We start from the raw sequence: 14,177 nt of genomic DNA on the forward strand, positions 1-14,177 counted from the left end.
GGAGAAGCGGGGGACCCTCGCACACAGTGCGAACATCCGGTTGGTATGATATACCATGCGTTCGAAAGTTTCCCGGCAAGTGCCGTTTTTTGCGCGCCTTCCCTCTTAGGGAATCGTTGAGCCAAACGCAACGACTATCCGTTTTCGGGACACGTCCACACAGCCGAATTCGCGGGAACCTTCGAAGCACCACTCTTCGTCCAAAGGACCGATCGCATGAGTTCCTACCCCCTCCTTCGCCCGCGCCGCATGCGTCGCGATGACTTCTCACGCCGTCTGATGCGTGAAAACCGCCTGACTTGCGACGACCTCATCTACCCGGTGTTCGTGCTCGAAGGCGAAAAACGCCGTGAGGCAGTCGATTCGATGCCCGGCGTCGAGCGTGTCTCCGTCGATGAGTTGCTCCACGTGGCCGACACGTGCGTCACGCTCGGCGTACCGGTGATTGCACTCTTTCCGAACATCGAGGCGTCGCTGAAGACCCCTGATGGCATTGAGGCGACCAACCCGGACGGCCTGATCCCGCGCGCCGTGCGCGAACTCAAACGCAATTTCCCCGATCTCGGTGTGTTGACCGACGTGGCCCTCGACCCGTACACGAGCCACGGTCAGGACGGCGTACTCGACGAAAACGGTTATGTCATCAACGATACAACGACGCGCATTCTCGTGAAGCAAGCCCTCACACAGGCCGAAGCCGGTGTGGACATCGTTGCCCCTTCCGACATGATGGACGGACGTATCGGCGCTATTCGTGAAGCCCTTGAGGCGGCTGACCACATCCATACGCGCATCATGGCGTACGCCGCCAAGTACGCATCGGCCTTCTACGGCCCCTTCCGCGACGCTGTCGGGTCGGCATCCAATCTGGGCAAGAGCAACAAGATGACCTACCAGATGGACCCGGCCAACTCGGACGAAGCGCTGCGCGAAGTGGCGCTCGACATCGAGGAAGGCGCGGACATGGTGATGGTCAAGCCCGGCATGCCGTATCTCGATATCGTGCGCCGCGTGAAGGATGAGTTCCGCTTCCCCACGTACGCATATCAAGTCAGCGGCGAATACGCGATGCTCAAGGCCGCCGCGCAGAACGGCTGGCTCGATCACGACAAGGTGATGATGGAATCGCTGCTCGCATTCAAGCGGGCCGGGGCGGATGGCATCCTGACGTACTTCGCACTTGATGCGGCCCGTCTGATCCGCGCGCAAGCCTGAGCGCGGCGCAAGACGCGAGCGGCAGAATTTGCAGGCAGCGTCAGGCAAGCAAACGCGACCTGACTGCCTGCACTAGCGCGAGCACAAGCCTCTGCGGCGAAAAGAACGGCCGCCCCGATTTTTGAACTGGCCCCAAGGGTTGGGTTTGCACCCAACGCTCGGAGGTTGGTTCAACTCGGGTTAGCCGTTTGACATTGCCTATGAGATCGAGCTATCGCCAGATCCACGGATCTCGCATCGACAAACACGTCGGGTGCCGCTTAGAGACTCAGACGCTCAAAGCGCTGGTCCATATGCCTTATCGAGGCTGCGCAGAAACTGGTCTGCGGATTGTGCCCCGATGACGCGTGTGCCAGCCACTTCCTCTCCATTGCCATCGAAAAAGATGATGCCGGGCGGCCCAAACAATCCGAAGCGCTTAAGTAGTGCCTGATCGTCGGCATTATTCGCAGTGACATCTGCTTGCACAAGCACCATCTGATCAAGGCGCGCTTTCACCTTCGGATCCGTGAAGACAAAGCGCTCCATCTCCTTGCAGCTAATGCACCAGTCGGCATAGAAATCGAACATCACCGGACGCCCCGCCGTCGCCAAAACCCGATCGAGTTCCGCAACGCTACGTACACGCTGAAACCTGACGCCCTCGAACGCCGCAGGACTCGCGCCGGTGTTCCCCGAGGCCACCGTCGTCAACCCGGCCAGTGGCGCGAGCGGATCACGTGCGCCGGCCGCAGCGCCCACCAACGCGACAGCCCCAAGAAGCGCAACGACAACACCGAGCCCCTTAAGAAGGCGTCGCGCACCGCTCACGCCGTCAGGCAGGTTGTCGAAAACGTGCATGAAGGTAGCGGCCACCAACAGCAGGATCCCCCAGCCCAACAACAGAACGGGCGTTGGCAGCAACGGCCGCACAATCCACAGGGCGACACCGAGGAGCAGGAAGCCAAAGAAACGCTTCACGCCGTCCATCCACGCCCCGGCGCGCGGCAGCAATGCACCGCCACCGCCTGCGAGGATCACGAGCGGCAACCCCATCCCCAACGACAATGCGAAGAGCGTCGCACCACCAAAGACCGCGTCCCCTGTCTTCGCGATGAAGGCGAGCGCAGCTGCCAGCGGAGCCGTCACGCATGGGCTGACAATCAGCCCCGAGAGCACGCCCATCATGGCGGCACCGATCCATTGACCGGACTTCTGCTTGCGCGCAGCGTCATCGATTCTGGCGCGCAATGCGGACGGCAACTGAATCTCGTACATCCCGAACATCGACAGCGACAGGATGACCATCAGCAACGCAAACAGGACTAACACCCACGGGGCTTGCAAAAACGCGATGAGGCCTTGCCCCAATAATCCGGCCGCCACACCGATGACGGTATTCACCACGGCCATGCCGAGCACGTAAGCAATGGCAAGACGTATCGCCTTACCGCGGCTGGCCTCCTGTCCCGCGACGATCGACAGAAGAATCGGCACCATCGGCAATACGCATGGCGTGAAAGCCAACCCGACGCCGAGCGCGAAGAAGATACCCAGCGCCAACGCAAAACTGCCACCGGAAAGAATGCGCTCCGCCTCGCTGTAGTCGTCTCGTGCCGACAACCAGCCACCTGCCGTGCGGGCGGACGTTACCACCTGAGCTGTGTCAGCCGGTTTGCCACCAGGTGCCTGCGCCCCCTCGCCGAGCAGTGCCTTCGTGACCGAACCGGAGGCCGGTGCGGCGGTTGAACTCTCGCTCGCCGGGCTACCTACAGCAGCCGCCGAAATTTTGAGCGGCTTGTCCATCGGCGGATAGCACAGCCCCTTGTCCGCACAGCCCTGCATGGTGACATTCAGTGTGAACGGGCCGCCCGCCTGACTGACAGGAATACGGACGTCGATGGGTTCGTGATACACCTCCATGTCCTTGCCGAAGGTCTCGTCATGCTTGACCTCTCCCTTCGGAAATTCTGGCGCACCAAGCTTAACGGCAGGGTTGTCCGCCGCGAAGGCGAATCGCTCACGATAAAGGTAGTAGCCCTTGGCCACTTCGAAATGCAGGAGAACAGCACCGGGCTGCTCCGTCTTCGACACCTTGAAGGCGACATCAGGATCGAGAAAATCGTCGGCAGCATGAGCAAGCCCCGCGCCTAGCGAGAGCACGACTGCCACGACCAACCCTACAAACGTCCATCGTCGGAAGATGCGATTGCGTGGCAATGCCCACGGATCGCTACCGGCTCTCACGATCAGCGGCCCGGCAATTCTTAACACATCAAACATTCAGTTTCCCCCGCGTCTCATCTTCGACCCAGCGTGCATAGGCAGGCAATGCCGCAGTGGCGGGCCATGCAACGATTTCAGGTACGTCGTAAGGATGATGTTCTTTGATGTACTGCTCAAGCGCACCATAACGGGCGGCAGTCGTCTTGATCATGAGTGGCACTTCGATACTCGTCTCGCGCTTGCCTTGCCACCGATAGCTGGAACGCACCGGCGCCAATTGCTGTACACATGCCGCCAGCCGCTCGGAAAGCATGCCGTCGATCACGGCTTCGGCGCTAGTCTCGTCGGGAAACGTCGTCATGACGATAAGAAGAGCATCCATAGTGTGCGGTAGACCGTTCAGGCATAAGGATTGTTCACTGTACACCGCCCCCATGAAACGTGCGCATCGGTCTGCAATTTCCGGACTGATGCCATCACGCTTTCGGACAACACGCCGAAACGAAAAAAGCCAGGTCAATGACCTGGCTTTCTCATACGACTCACGATCTCGAAAAGATCGTTGCGCGAATCGCTTACTCAGCGACTTCCGGCGCTTCCGTGTCGACTTCCGGACGGTCCAGCAGTTCGACGAAAGCCATCGGAGCGTTATCGCCCACGCGGAAACCCATCTTCAGGATACGCAGATAGCCGCCCGGACGGTTGGCAAAACGCGGACCCAGTTCGTTGAACAGCTTGGTGACCATTTCACGATCGCGCAGGCGATTGAACGCCAGACGACGGTTGGCAACCGAGTCCTTCTTGCCCAGGGTGATGAGGGGCTCGACAACCTTACGCAGCTCCTTGGCCTTCGGCAGCGTGGTCTTGATCGCTTCGTGCTGGATCAACGAGTTCGACATGTTACGCAGCATTGCCAGACGGTGGCTGCTGGTGCGGTTCAGTTTACGCAGACCATGACGGTGACGCATTTCAACTTTCCTTTAAACAGAGTTTTCGACCTAGCTCTTCTATCGGTGACAAACACCGCGGGCCGGTACCTTCGCTATCGGCCGTATCGGAACACTCCGACGTGCCGCACTTACGGAACGACATGGCCACCCGAAGGCGGCCATATCGTTACACATTACTTCTCGAGACCAGCCGGCGGCCAGTTTTCGAGCTTCATGCCCAGCGTGAGACCACGCGAGGCAAGCACTTCCTTGATCTCGTTGAGCGATTTGCGACCCAGGTTCGGGGTCTTGAGCAATTCGTTCTCGGTACGCTGGATCAGGTCACCGATGTAGTAGATGTTTTCGGCCTTCAGGCAGTTGGCCGAACGCACCGTCAACTCGAGATCGTCCACCGGACGCAGCAGGATCGGATCGATCTGCGGCGCACGCGACGGCGCTTCGCTGGCGGCTTCCGTGCCTTCCAGCGCAGCGAACACCGACAGTTGGTCGACGAGGATGCGAGCCGATTGACGGATCGCTTCTTCCGGCGACACCACACCGTTGGTTTCGATGTTCATCACGAGTTTGTCCAGGTCCGTACGCTGCTCCACACGGGCCGATTCGACCGCATAGCTCACACGCTTGACCGGCGAGAACGACGCGTCGAGGACGATACGACCAATCACCTTGGCCGAATCGTCGCCATAACGGCGCACGTTACCCGGGACATAACCACGACCCTTTTCGATCTTGATCTGAACGTCGAGCTTGCCGCCCTTGGCCAGATGCGCAATCACGTGATCGGGGTTGATCAGTTCCACATCATGCGGCACTTCGATATCCGAAGCGCGCACTACACCTTCACCATCCTTGCGCAGCGTAACGGTGACTTCGTCACGGTTATGCAGCTTGAACACAACACCCTTCAGGTTCAACAGGAAGTTGACGACATCTTCCTGGACACCGTCGATGGTGGAGTATTCATGCACAACGCCGGCGATCGTCACTTCGGTCGGCGCATAGCCCACCATCGACGACAACAGCACGCGGCGAAGCGCGTTGCCCAAGGTGTGGCCGTAGCCACGTTCGAACGGCTCCATCACGACTTTGGCGTGATGCTCACCGACCGGCTCAACCGCAATGATCTTGGGCTTCAACAAACTGGTTTGCATAGGTTTCCTTTTCAATACCCTCGGCTCGTTACACCGATAAGGCTGATGGGTGACAACCTGCACGGAACGCAAAACGCGCCGTGAGGCGCGTCAGCATACGGATTAACGCGAATACAATTCGACGATCAGGCTTTCGTTGATGTCGCCCGCGATATCGCTACGTTCCGGCAGTGCCTTGAAAGTGCCTTCCATCTTCTTGGCGTCAACCGAAACCCAGATCGGGAAACCGACTTGCTCAGCCAGCGACAGCGATTCTTGAATACGCACTTGCTTCTTGGCCTTCTCGCGCACGGTGACGATGTCACCGGCCTTGACCTTGATCGACGGGATGTTGGCAACAACACCGTTCAGCACGATCGCCTTGTGGCCGACCAGCTGGCGCGCTTCAGCGCGCGTCGAGCCAAAGCCCATGCGGTACACGACGTTGTCCAGGCGCGACTCGAGCACTTGCAGCAGGTTTTCACCCGTGTTGCCCTTGAGACGGTCGGCTTCCGCGAAATAACGACGGAACTGACGCTCGAGCACGCCGTAAATACGCTTGACCTTCTGCTTTTCGCGCAGTTGGTTACCGTAGTCCGACGTACGTGCACCCGAGGTGCGGCCATGCTGACCCGGTTTGCTATCCAGCTTGCACTTGTCGGCGAGCGAGCGACGTGCGCTCTTCAGGAAGAGGTCGGTACCTTCACGGCGGGAGAGTTTGGCCTTCGGGCCGATATAACGTGCCACGGTTGTTCCTTTATCTCAAAATCTGACGTAGCGAACTTTGTCCACTACGCAAGTCCGGCACCAATGTACCGGACGGTGGTCTTAGAAATTGCTACGCGCACGGCCGAGACCGTGCGCGAACCCGCGATTATAGCAGGATTTGAAGCGTCTTAGATACGACGACGCTTCGGCGGGCGGCAGCCGTTGTGCGGGACCGGCGTCACGTCCGAGATGGCCGTGATCTTGATACCCAGCGCATTCAGCGCGCGAACCGCGGATTCGCGACCCGGGCCCGGGCCCTTGATGCGAACTTCCAGGTTCTTCACACCGTATTCGAGTGCCACGCGGCCAGCCGACTCAGCAGCAACCTGGGCAGCGAACGGGGTCGATTTACGCGAACCCTTGAAGCCCTGGCCACCCGACGTCGCCCATGCCAGCGCATTGCCCTGACGATCGGTGATCGTGATGATGGTGTTGTTGAACGAAGCGTGGACGTGCACGACGCCTTCTGCAACGCTCTTCTTGACCTTCTTGCGAACGCGCTGCGAAGCGGCGTTGTTCTGTTGCTTAGCCATGAGTTCCTATCCTCTGGTTACTTCTTCAGCGAGACGCCGGCCTTACGCGGGCCCTTACGGGTACGCGCATTGGTACGGGTGCGCTGACCGCGGAGCGGCAAGCCCTTGCGGTGACGCATACCACGATAGCAGCCCAGATCCATCAGGCGCTTGATGTTCATCGTCACTTCACGGCGCAGGTCACCCTCAACCGTCAATTGACCGACTTGATCACGCAGCTTTTCGAGATCAGCGTCGTCGAGGTCCTTGACCTTCTTCGAGAACGGCACACCGGCGGCTTCGCAAATCTGGCGAGCGCGCGTGCGGCCGACACCGTAAATAGCCGTCAGGCCGATAGCGGTGTGCTGGTGGTTCGGGATGTTAACCCCTGCGATACGAGCCATTCGTAATTCCCCAACTAAATAGCGTTAAAGGCCGATTAGCCCTGACGTTGCTTGTGGCGCGGATCCGAACTGCAGATCACGCGCAGCACGCCTTTGCGCTTCACAAACTTGCAATTGCGGCAGATGCACTTAACAGATGCCAAAACTTTCATGACAATTCCCTCTCTCTAATCACTTCGCCCGGAAGACGATCCGCGCACGCGACAGATCGTAGGGCGTCAACTCTACCGTCACCTTATCTCCGGGAAGGATGCGGATGTAATGCATCCGCATCTTGCCGGAAATATGTCCGAGTACTACATGGCCATTTTCCAGCTTTACCCGGAAGGTGGCATTGGGGAGGTTTTCAAGAACCTCGCCCTGCATTTGAATAACGTCGTCTTTCGACATGATCCAGGATCATTAGCGAAGCGTCATGTTATTGCCGCCCTTGAAATTCGCCTTACGGAGCAGCGACTCATATTGTTGCGACATCACATACGACTGCACTTGCGCCATGAAGTCCATCGTCACCACCACGATAATCAGCAGTGAGGTTCCACCGAAATAGAACGGGACGTTCCAACGCAACACCAGAAACTCAGGCAGCAAACACACCAAGGTGACGTAAGCTGCGCCGGCCAGTGTCAGACGCGTCAGGATCTTGTCGATATATCGCGCAGTCTGGTCGCCAGGACGAATCCCCGGAACAAACGCACCACTCTTCTTCAGGTTCTCGGCGGTCTCCTTGCTGTTAAACACCAGTGCGGTGTAGAAGAAGCAGAAGAACACGATCGCCAGTGCGTAGAGCATCACGTAGATCGGCTGACCCGGCGACAACTTCGCCGCAATATCCTTGAGCCAGCGCGCGTTATCGCCCGCACCAAACCAATTCGCGATCGTTGCCGGGAACAGGATGATCGACGATGCAAAGATCGGCGGAATCACGCCTGCCATGTTCAGCTTGAGCGGCAGGTGCGAAGCCTGACCGCCGTAGACCTTGTTGCCGACCTGACGCTTGGCGTAATTCACAAGGATCTTGCGCTGACCACGTTCGACGAACACGACGAAGAACGTCACGAGTACCACGAGGGCACAGATCACGATGGCCGAGAACGGACCAATCGAACCGGTACCGACAAGCTCGAACAGACCGCCCACAGCATTCGGCAAACCGGCCGCGATACCACCAAAGATGATGATCGAGATACCGTTACCGAGGCCGCGTTCGGTGATCTGCTCACCGAGCCACATCAGGAACATCGTGCCGGTCACGAGCGTGATCACCGTCGTCAGGCGGAACAACATGCCCGGATCGACGACGAGCCCCGGCTCGCTTTCCAACGTCACCGCGATCGCCGCAGCCTGGAAGAGTGCGAGTACCACCGTGAAATACCGGGTGTACTGCGTAATCTTGCGCTGTCCGGCTTGGCCTTCCTTACGCAATGCTTCCAACTGAGGCGAAACCATCGCCAACAGCTGCATGATGATCGATGCCGAGATATACGGCATGATCCCCAGCGCGAAGATCGTGAAACGCGACAACGCACCGCCCGAGAACATGTTGAACATGCCCAGGATCCCGCCCGACTGGCGCTGGAACAACTGCGCCAGCTGATCGGGGTCGATGCCCGGCACCGGGATATGCGCACCAATACGGTAGACAATCAGCGCCAGCAGCAGGAAAACCAGCCGCCGACGCAGATCCGCATACTTCGGGCCCTGCGTACCAGGCTTAGCGAGATTAGGAGACTTGGCCAATGCTGGCTCCGGGGTGACCTAACTTACTCTGCAACCGAACCGCCAGCCGCTTGAATGGCGGTGAGCGCACCCTTGGTGACGCCCAGACCCTTCACAACGACTTTGCGGGTGATCTCGCCCGAGGCGATGATCTTGGCCGACAGCGACAGCTCGCTCACCAGACCAGCCTGCTTCAGAACCAGCAGATCGATCTCGTCGACCGGCAGGTTGTTCAGGTCGGCCAGGCGAACTTCGCCCACGAAACGACGCGTCAGCGACTTGAAGCCACGCTTCGGCAGACGACGTTGCAGCGGCATTTGACCGCCTTCGAAGCCCACCTTGTGGAAGCCGCCCGAACGCGACTTCTGACCCTTGTGACCACGGCCGGCGGTTTTACCCAGACCCGAACCGATGCCACGGCCAACGCGGCGCTTGGCGTGCTTGGCGCCTTCTGCCGGCTTAATCGAATTCAATTCCATTTTGCCCTCGCTCAGTCGACGATCTTCACAAGGTACGAGACCTTGTTGATCATGCCCCGCACAGCGGGCGTATCCTGCAACTCGCTGACCGAATTGAGGCGACGCAGGCCCAGGCCCTTGACGGTCGCGCGGTGTTCTTCACGCGTACCGATCAGGCTCTTGACCAGCTTAACTTTCACAGTTTGCTGCGACATATTGATCACCCTTAGCCGAGGATCTCTTCCACCGACTTGCCACGCTTGGCGGCGATGTCAGCAGGAGTCGATTGTTTCTTCAGGCCGTCGAGCGTGGCGCGGACCAGGTTGTACGGGTTCGTCGAGCCAAGGCTCTTCGTCACCACGTTGGTCACGCCCATCACCTCGAACACCGCGCGCATCGGGCCACCGGCGATAACACCGGTACCGTCCTTTGCCGGCGACATCAGGACGCGCGAGGCGCCATGCTGGCCGAGAACGTTGTGTTGCAGGGTGCCGTTCTTCAGGGGCACCTTGAACATATTGCGGCGGGCTTGTTCCATTGCCTTTTGAACGGCAACCGGGACTTCCTTCGCTTTGCCTTTGCCCATGCCGATGCGGCCATCGCCGTCACCAACCACGGTCAACGCGGCAAAACCGAGAATACGGCCACCCTTCACAACCTTCGTGACACGGTTGACCGCGATCATCTTCTCGCGAAGGCCGTCGTCGCGTTCGTCAGCCTGAACTTTCGCTTGCATCTTTGCCATGACGGATCCTTACTTAGAACTTGAGGCCGGCTTCACGGGCAGCGTCGGCGAGAGCCTTAACGCGACCGTGATAGCGGAAGCCCGAGCGGTCGAAAGCAACGCTTTCGATGCCGGCAGCCTTCGCCTTCTCGGCGATACGACGGCCGATCAGCGCTGCAGCGGCAGCGTTGCCACCCTTGCCTTCCTTGTCGCCCAGTTCCTTGCGCACTTCGGCTTCCAGCGTCGAAGCGCTGGCCAACACTTGCGTGCCGTCTTCCGAGAAAACTTGCGCGTAAATGTGCACGTTGGTGCGATGCACGGAAAGGCGATGCACCTTCTGAGCTGCCAGCTTGATACGAGTCTGGCGAGCGCGGCGCACACGAGATTGTTTCTTGTCCATGTTTCGCACCCTTACTTCTTCTTGGTTTCCTTGAGGATCACCACCTCGTCCGCATAGCGGACGCCCTTACCCTTGTAGGGCTCGGGCGGACGGTAACCGCGAACTTCCGCAGCCACTTGTCCGATGCGTTGCTTATCAACGCCTTTGATGATGATCTCCGTCTGCGTCGGGGTCTCTGCTTTCACGCCTTCCGGCATGGCATGCACAACATCGTGCGAGAAACCCAGCTCGAGCTTCAGGTTGTTACCTTCAGCCTTGGCACGGTAACCCACGCCAACGAGTTGCAGTTTCTTTTCGAAACCCTTGCTCACGCCGGTCACCATATTGTTGACCAGCGCACGTTCCGTACCGTACAGCGCATTCGCTTCGCGGCTTTCATCGGCCGGGGCGAAGGTGACGGTGCCGTCTTCGATCTTGACGATCACAAGGGGATTGATGCCGCGGGTCAGCGAACCCAGGGCGCCCTTGATCGTCAGCACATTGCCAGCCAGCGTTGCTTCAACGCCCTTCGGCAGTGCAATGGGACTCTTACCTACTCGAGACATTTCAACTCTCCTCGGTTAGGCGACGTAGCAGATGACTTCGCCGCCCACGCCGGTGGCGCGTGCTTTGCGATCGGTCATCACGCCCTTCGGGGTCGAGACGATAGCAACGCCGAGGCCATTCATGACCTGCGGGATGTCGTTGCGGCTCTTGTACACACGCAGACCCGGACGCGACACGCGCTCGAGGCGCTCAATCACAGGACGGCCAGCGTAGTACTTCAGTGCAATGTTCAGCACCGGCTTCGTTTCTTCTGCTTCAACCGCGAAGTCTTCGATGTAGCCTTCGTCCTTGAGGACTTTGGCGATCGAGACCTTCAGCTTGGAAGAGGGCATCTTCACCGATGCTTTCTCAACCATCTGAGCGTTGCGGATGCGAGTCAGCATATCGGCGATAGGATCGCTCATGCTCATGGTGCTTCTCCTATTACCAGCTAGCTTTGGTCACGCCCGGGATTTCGCCACGGAAGGCGATTTCACGGATCTTGTTACGGGCCAGGCCGAATTTGCGGAAGGTACCGCGCGGACGGCCAGTCAGGTCGCAACGATTGCGTTGACGCGTCGGATTGGCGTTACGCGGCAGCTGTTGCAGCGCCAGACGTGCTTCATAACGCTCGTCTTCCGACTTGCTGGTGTCTTCGATGATCGCTTTGAGGGCGTCGCGCTTGGCAGAAAATTTCTGCGCCAGACGGGCGCGTTTCTTTTCGCGTTCGATAAGTGCCAGTTTAGCCACGATTACCTCAGTTACGGAACGGGAATTTGAACGCCGACAGAAGAGCCTTGGCTTCTTCGTCAGTCTTCGCGGTCGTGGTGATGCTGATGTTCAGACCACGCAGCGCGTCGATTTTGTCGTACTCGATTTCGGGGAAGATGATCTGTTCCTTCACACCGATGTTGTAGTTGCCACGACCGTCGAACGCACGACCCGAAATACCACGGAAGTCACGCACGCGCGGCAGAGCCACGGTGATGAAACGATCCAGGAATTCGAACATACGTTCACCGCGCAGCGTCACCATCGTACCGATCGGGTAACCTTCGCGGATCTTGAAACCGGCGATAGCCTTGCGAGCCTTCGTCACCACCGGCTTTTGACCGGCAATTTTCGTCAGGTCGCCAACGGCGTGCTCAATGATCTTCTTGTCAGCAACGGCTTGACCAAGGCCCATGTTCAGGGTGATCTTGGTGATGCGCGGCACTTCCATGACAGACTTGTAACCGAACTGCTTAGTCAGCTCGGCGACAACTTTGTCTTTATAGAATTCTTGCAAACGGGCCATTATCTATACTCCCTGCGATTAGGCACCGACGACCGTAGCACCGGTCGTCTTGAGGAAGCGGACCTTCTTGCCGTCTTCGACCTTGATGCCCACACGCGACGGCTTGCCATTGGCATCCACCAGCGCCACGTTCGAAACGTGGATCGGCATCGTCTTGTCGACCACGCCACCTTGCGTGCCCTTCATCGGGTTCGGCTTGACGTGCTTCTTGGCAACGTTCACGCCCTCGACGACCAACTTGTCGCCATCAACGGCCAGGACCGTGCCACGCTTGGCCTTGTCCTTACCCGTCAGCACGATGACTTGGTCACCCTTACGAATCTTGTTCATGTGTCGGCTCCTTACAGCACTTCCGGGGCCAGCGACACGATCTTCATGAAGCGTTCGGTACGCAGTTCACGCGTAACCGGCCCGAAGATACGGGTGCCGATCGGCTCGAGCTTGGTATTAAGCAGCACGGCGGCGTTGCCGTCGAATTTGACCAGCGAGCCGTCCTGGCGACGCACGCCCTTGGCGGTGCGCACGACCACTGCGTTGTAGATTTCGCCCTTCTTGACGCGACCACGCGGGGCAGCATCTTTCACGCTGACCTTGATGATGTCGCCAATGCCGGCGTAGCGACGCTTGGAGCCGCCCAGCACCTTGATGCACATCACTTCGCGCGCACCGGTGTTGTCGGCTACTTCGAGCCGGGTTTCAGTTTGAATCATGGTGTTATCTTCCCAACTTAATCCGACACATACGCGTCGGTCAGTCTTGGTCCCCGTCAGCACCAAAGGATGCCGTTTGGGTTGAGTCGTTCAAAAGTGGACAACCTTGCTACCTTCACCTGCCTCGTAGAGGATACGAATCGGATCAGGAAGCCATCCACTCCCTTGCGAAACCAAAGACCGGTTTTAGCGAAAGAAGCGGAAAGTCCGGAATTATACAATGATAATTCCGGACTTGCAAGTCAAGCCTTCGCTTCAGCTCACCTTAGATGATACGGGCGGCTTCCACGAGACGGGAGACCGTCCAGGCCTTGGTCTTCGACAGCGGGCGGGATTCTTGAATCTCGACCGTATCGCCTTCCTTGTACTGGTTGGTCTCATCGTGCGCGTGGTACTTCTTCGAACGCACGATGTACTTGCCGTAGAGCGGGTGCTTCATTTGACGCTCGACCAGCACGGTAACCGTCTTGTCCATCTTGTCGCTGACAACCTTACCCACGAGGGTACGCTTCAGCGAGGTCTTAGCGGTATCGTTCATTTCTGGCTCGCCTTCTCAGTCAACACGGTACGCACACGCGCGATGTCCTTGCGCACCTTCTTCAGCTGGCTGGTGTTGCTCAGCTGTTGGGTGCCCGCTTGCATGCGAAGACCGAATTGGGCCTTCAGCAGATCCGACAGTTCCTTGTTCAGGCCGTCGACATCCTTGGCACGAAGTTCGGATGCTTTCATTTCAAATTCTCCCCTCAGGCGCCAAGGCGACGTACGAAGAACGTCGTCTGAATCGGCAGCTTGGCGGCAGCCAGGCGGAACGCCTCGCGCGCCAGCGCTTCATCCACACCGTCCATTTCGTACAGCATCTTGCCCGGTTGAATCTCGGCGACGTAGTACTCCGGGTTACCCTTACCGTTACCCATACGCACTTCTGCCGGCTTTTGCGAGATCGGCTTGTCCGGGAAGATACGGATCCAGATACGACCACCGCGCTTGATGTGGCGAGTCATGGCACGACGCGCGGCTTCGATTTGACGAGCCGTCAGGCGACCACGACCGACCGCCTTCAGGCCGAATTCGCCGAACGACACTTCGTTGCCACGCGTGGCGACGCCAGTGTTACGGCCCTTCTGCTCTTTGCGATACTTTCTGCGTTTCGGTTGCAGCAT

The 14,177-nt window shown here is 58.6% G+C and carries 24 protein-coding genes; 1 reads left to right on the top strand and 23 read right to left on the bottom strand.

The window, feature by feature from the left end; translation table 11 throughout:
* Positions 1-216 precede the first annotated feature (216 nt).
* Entirely contained in the window at positions 217-1,215 is a 999-nt protein-coding gene (gene hemB, locus PCO31110_RS21345; protein ID WP_010804107.1) for a porphobilinogen synthase, read from the top strand.
* A gap of 276 nt (positions 1,216-1,491) precedes the next feature.
* Here the strand turns inward: hemB and dsbD are convergent, their stop codons facing one another.
* The 23 genes from dsbD to rplP all read right to left on the bottom strand — a co-directional run bounded on the left by dsbD (position 1,492) and on the right by rplP (position 14,177).
* Entirely contained in the window at positions 1,492-3,477 is a 1,986-nt protein-coding gene (gene dsbD / locus PCO31110_RS21350) for a protein-disulfide reductase DsbD (RefSeq protein ID WP_010804108.1), read from the bottom strand.
* Complete coding sequence (gene cutA, locus PCO31110_RS21355) at positions 3,470-3,802, bottom strand: divalent-cation tolerance protein CutA (RefSeq protein ID WP_010804109.1); 333 nt, start codon at positions 3,800-3,802, stop codon at positions 3,470-3,472. Before cutA ends, dsbD begins: the two co-directional genes overlap by 8 nt.
* 193 nt (positions 3,803-3,995) lie before the next feature.
* Positions 3,996-4,388: a 50S ribosomal protein L17 gene (gene rplQ / locus PCO31110_RS21360; RefSeq protein ID WP_010804110.1), complete on the bottom strand. Its 393-nt coding sequence runs from the start codon at positions 4,386-4,388 to the stop codon at positions 3,996-3,998.
* Positions 4,389-4,543: 155 nt separating this feature from the next.
* The gene (locus PCO31110_RS21365) at positions 4,544-5,521 is read right to left on the bottom strand and encodes a DNA-directed RNA polymerase subunit alpha (protein ID WP_010804111.1); all 978 of its coding nucleotides are present in this window, start codon (positions 5,519-5,521) and stop codon (positions 4,544-4,546) included.
* 102 nt (positions 5,522-5,623) lie between these two features.
* Complete coding sequence (gene rpsD, locus PCO31110_RS21370) at positions 5,624-6,247, bottom strand: 30S ribosomal protein S4 (protein ID WP_010804112.1); 624 nt, start codon at positions 6,245-6,247, stop codon at positions 5,624-5,626.
* Between the two features lie 149 nt (positions 6,248-6,396).
* On the bottom strand, positions 6,397-6,801 hold the full coding sequence (gene rpsK / locus PCO31110_RS21375) for a 30S ribosomal protein S11 (protein WP_010804113.1): 405 nt from the start codon (positions 6,799-6,801) through the stop codon (positions 6,397-6,399).
* A gap of 17 nt (positions 6,802-6,818) precedes the next feature.
* Positions 6,819-7,184, bottom strand: a complete 366-nt coding sequence (gene rpsM / locus PCO31110_RS21380; protein WP_010804114.1) for a 30S ribosomal protein S13 — start codon at positions 7,182-7,184, stop codon at positions 6,819-6,821.
* A gap of 35 nt (positions 7,185-7,219) precedes the next feature.
* Positions 7,220-7,336, bottom strand: a complete 117-nt coding sequence (rpmJ, locus tag PCO31110_RS21385) for a 50S ribosomal protein L36 (RefSeq protein ID WP_010804115.1) — start codon at positions 7,334-7,336, stop codon at positions 7,220-7,222.
* A gap of 19 nt (positions 7,337-7,355) precedes the next feature.
* On the bottom strand, positions 7,356-7,574 hold the full coding sequence (infA, locus tag PCO31110_RS21390) for a translation initiation factor IF-1 (RefSeq protein WP_010804116.1): 219 nt from the start codon (positions 7,572-7,574) through the stop codon (positions 7,356-7,358).
* Positions 7,575-7,586: 12 nt separating this feature from the next.
* The gene (secY, locus tag PCO31110_RS21395) at positions 7,587-8,924 is read right to left on the bottom strand and encodes a preprotein translocase subunit SecY (protein ID WP_010804117.1); all 1,338 of its coding nucleotides are present in this window, start codon (positions 8,922-8,924) and stop codon (positions 7,587-7,589) included.
* A 23-nt stretch (positions 8,925-8,947) separates the two neighbouring features.
* Positions 8,948-9,382: a 50S ribosomal protein L15 gene (gene rplO, locus PCO31110_RS21400; protein ID WP_010804118.1), complete on the bottom strand. Its 435-nt coding sequence runs from the start codon at positions 9,380-9,382 to the stop codon at positions 8,948-8,950.
* An 11-nt stretch (positions 9,383-9,393) separates the two neighbouring features.
* On the bottom strand, positions 9,394-9,576 hold the full coding sequence (gene rpmD / locus PCO31110_RS21405; protein ID WP_010804119.1) for a 50S ribosomal protein L30: 183 nt from the start codon (positions 9,574-9,576) through the stop codon (positions 9,394-9,396).
* An 11-nt stretch (positions 9,577-9,587) separates the two neighbouring features.
* On the bottom strand, positions 9,588-10,106 hold the full coding sequence (gene rpsE, locus PCO31110_RS21410) for a 30S ribosomal protein S5 (RefSeq protein ID WP_010804120.1): 519 nt from the start codon (positions 10,104-10,106) through the stop codon (positions 9,588-9,590).
* A gap of 13 nt (positions 10,107-10,119) precedes the next feature.
* Entirely contained in the window at positions 10,120-10,485 is a 366-nt protein-coding gene (rplR, locus tag PCO31110_RS21415) for a 50S ribosomal protein L18 (protein WP_010804121.1), read from the bottom strand.
* A gap of 11 nt (positions 10,486-10,496) precedes the next feature.
* Complete coding sequence (gene rplF / locus PCO31110_RS21420; protein ID WP_010804122.1) at positions 10,497-11,030, bottom strand: 50S ribosomal protein L6; 534 nt, start codon at positions 11,028-11,030, stop codon at positions 10,497-10,499.
* Positions 11,031-11,045: 15 nt separating this feature from the next.
* Entirely contained in the window at positions 11,046-11,441 is a 396-nt protein-coding gene (gene rpsH, locus PCO31110_RS21425; RefSeq protein WP_010804123.1) for a 30S ribosomal protein S8, read from the bottom strand.
* A 13-nt stretch (positions 11,442-11,454) separates the two neighbouring features.
* Positions 11,455-11,760: a 30S ribosomal protein S14 gene (gene rpsN, locus PCO31110_RS21430; RefSeq protein ID WP_010804124.1), complete on the bottom strand. Its 306-nt coding sequence runs from the start codon at positions 11,758-11,760 to the stop codon at positions 11,455-11,457.
* A gap of 7 nt (positions 11,761-11,767) precedes the next feature.
* Positions 11,768-12,307 carry a 50S ribosomal protein L5 gene (rplE, locus tag PCO31110_RS21435; RefSeq protein ID WP_010804125.1) on the bottom strand — a complete coding sequence of 180 codons (540 nt, stop codon included), beginning with the start codon at positions 12,305-12,307 and terminating at the stop codon, positions 11,768-11,770.
* An 18-nt stretch (positions 12,308-12,325) separates the two neighbouring features.
* The gene (rplX, locus tag PCO31110_RS21440) at positions 12,326-12,637 is read right to left on the bottom strand and encodes a 50S ribosomal protein L24 (RefSeq protein ID WP_010804126.1); all 312 of its coding nucleotides are present in this window, start codon (positions 12,635-12,637) and stop codon (positions 12,326-12,328) included.
* An 11-nt stretch (positions 12,638-12,648) separates the two neighbouring features.
* The gene (gene rplN / locus PCO31110_RS21445) at positions 12,649-13,017 is read right to left on the bottom strand and encodes a 50S ribosomal protein L14 (protein ID WP_010804127.1); all 369 of its coding nucleotides are present in this window, start codon (positions 13,015-13,017) and stop codon (positions 12,649-12,651) included.
* 265 nt (positions 13,018-13,282) lie between these two features.
* Entirely contained in the window at positions 13,283-13,555 is a 273-nt protein-coding gene (rpsQ, locus tag PCO31110_RS21450; RefSeq protein ID WP_010804128.1) for a 30S ribosomal protein S17, read from the bottom strand.
* The gene (gene rpmC / locus PCO31110_RS21455) at positions 13,552-13,746 is read right to left on the bottom strand and encodes a 50S ribosomal protein L29 (RefSeq protein ID WP_010804129.1); all 195 of its coding nucleotides are present in this window, start codon (positions 13,744-13,746) and stop codon (positions 13,552-13,554) included. The genes rpsQ and rpmC overlap by 4 nt, the downstream gene beginning before the upstream one ends.
* A gap of 14 nt (positions 13,747-13,760) precedes the next feature.
* Positions 13,761-14,177: a 50S ribosomal protein L16 gene (gene rplP / locus PCO31110_RS21460; protein WP_010804130.1), complete on the bottom strand. Its 417-nt coding sequence runs from the start codon at positions 14,175-14,177 to the stop codon at positions 13,761-13,763.

Origin of the sequence: Pandoraea communis, assembly GCF_902459745.1 — a bacterium.
Lineage (GTDB): Bacteria > Pseudomonadota > Gammaproteobacteria > Burkholderiales > Burkholderiaceae > Pandoraea > Pandoraea communis.

Coding starts and splice junctions, on each gene's coding strand:
- rpmJ (WP_010804115.1), bottom strand. CDS start 7,336: ATGAAAGTTTTGGCATCTGTTAAGTGCATCTGCCGCAATTGCAAGTTT.
- cutA (WP_010804109.1), bottom strand. CDS start 3,802: ATGGATGCTCTTCTTATCGTCATGACGACGTTTCCCGACGAGACTAGC.
- infA (WP_010804116.1), bottom strand. CDS start 7,574: ATGTCGAAAGACGACGTTATTCAAATGCAGGGCGAGGTTCTTGAAAAC.
- rplF (WP_010804122.1), bottom strand. CDS start 11,030: ATGTCTCGAGTAGGTAAGAGTCCCATTGCACTGCCGAAGGGCGTTGAA.
- rplQ (WP_010804110.1), bottom strand. CDS start 4,388: ATGCGTCACCGTCATGGTCTGCGTAAACTGAACCGCACCAGCAGCCAC.
- PCO31110_RS21365 (WP_010804111.1), bottom strand. CDS start 5,521: ATGCAAACCAGTTTGTTGAAGCCCAAGATCATTGCGGTTGAGCCGGTC.
- rplO (WP_010804118.1), bottom strand. CDS start 9,382: ATGGAATTGAATTCGATTAAGCCGGCAGAAGGCGCCAAGCACGCCAAG.
- hemB (WP_010804107.1), top strand. CDS start 217: ATGAGTTCCTACCCCCTCCTTCGCCCGCGCCGCATGCGTCGCGATGAC.
- rpmC (WP_010804129.1), bottom strand. CDS start 13,746: ATGAAAGCATCCGAACTTCGTGCCAAGGATGTCGACGGCCTGAACAAG.
- rplN (WP_010804127.1), bottom strand. CDS start 13,017: ATGATTCAAACTGAAACCCGGCTCGAAGTAGCCGACAACACCGGTGCG.
- rplX (WP_010804126.1), bottom strand. CDS start 12,637: ATGAACAAGATTCGTAAGGGTGACCAAGTCATCGTGCTGACGGGTAAG.
- dsbD (WP_010804108.1), bottom strand. CDS start 3,477: ATGTTTGATGTGTTAAGAATTGCCGGGCCGCTGATCGTGAGAGCCGGT.
- rplP (WP_010804130.1), bottom strand. CDS start 14,177: ATGCTGCAACCGAAACGCAGAAAGTATCGCAAAGAGCAGAAGGGCCGT.
- rpsQ (WP_010804128.1), bottom strand. CDS start 13,555: ATGAACGATACCGCTAAGACCTCGCTGAAGCGTACCCTCGTGGGTAAG.
- rplE (WP_010804125.1), bottom strand. CDS start 12,307: ATGGCCCGTTTGCAAGAATTCTATAAAGACAAAGTTGTCGCCGAGCTG.
- rpsM (WP_010804114.1), bottom strand. CDS start 7,184: ATGGCTCGTATCGCAGGGGTTAACATCCCGAACCACCAGCACACCGCT.
- rpsH (WP_010804123.1), bottom strand. CDS start 11,441: ATGAGCATGAGCGATCCTATCGCCGATATGCTGACTCGCATCCGCAAC.
- rpsE (WP_010804120.1), bottom strand. CDS start 10,106: ATGGCAAAGATGCAAGCGAAAGTTCAGGCTGACGAACGCGACGACGGC.
- rpmD (WP_010804119.1), bottom strand. CDS start 9,576: ATGTCGCAGCAAACTGTGAAAGTTAAGCTGGTCAAGAGCCTGATCGGT.
- rplR (WP_010804121.1), bottom strand. CDS start 10,485: ATGGACAAGAAACAATCTCGTGTGCGCCGCGCTCGCCAGACTCGTATC.
- rpsK (WP_010804113.1), bottom strand. CDS start 6,801: ATGGCTAAGCAACAGAACAACGCCGCTTCGCAGCGCGTTCGCAAGAAG.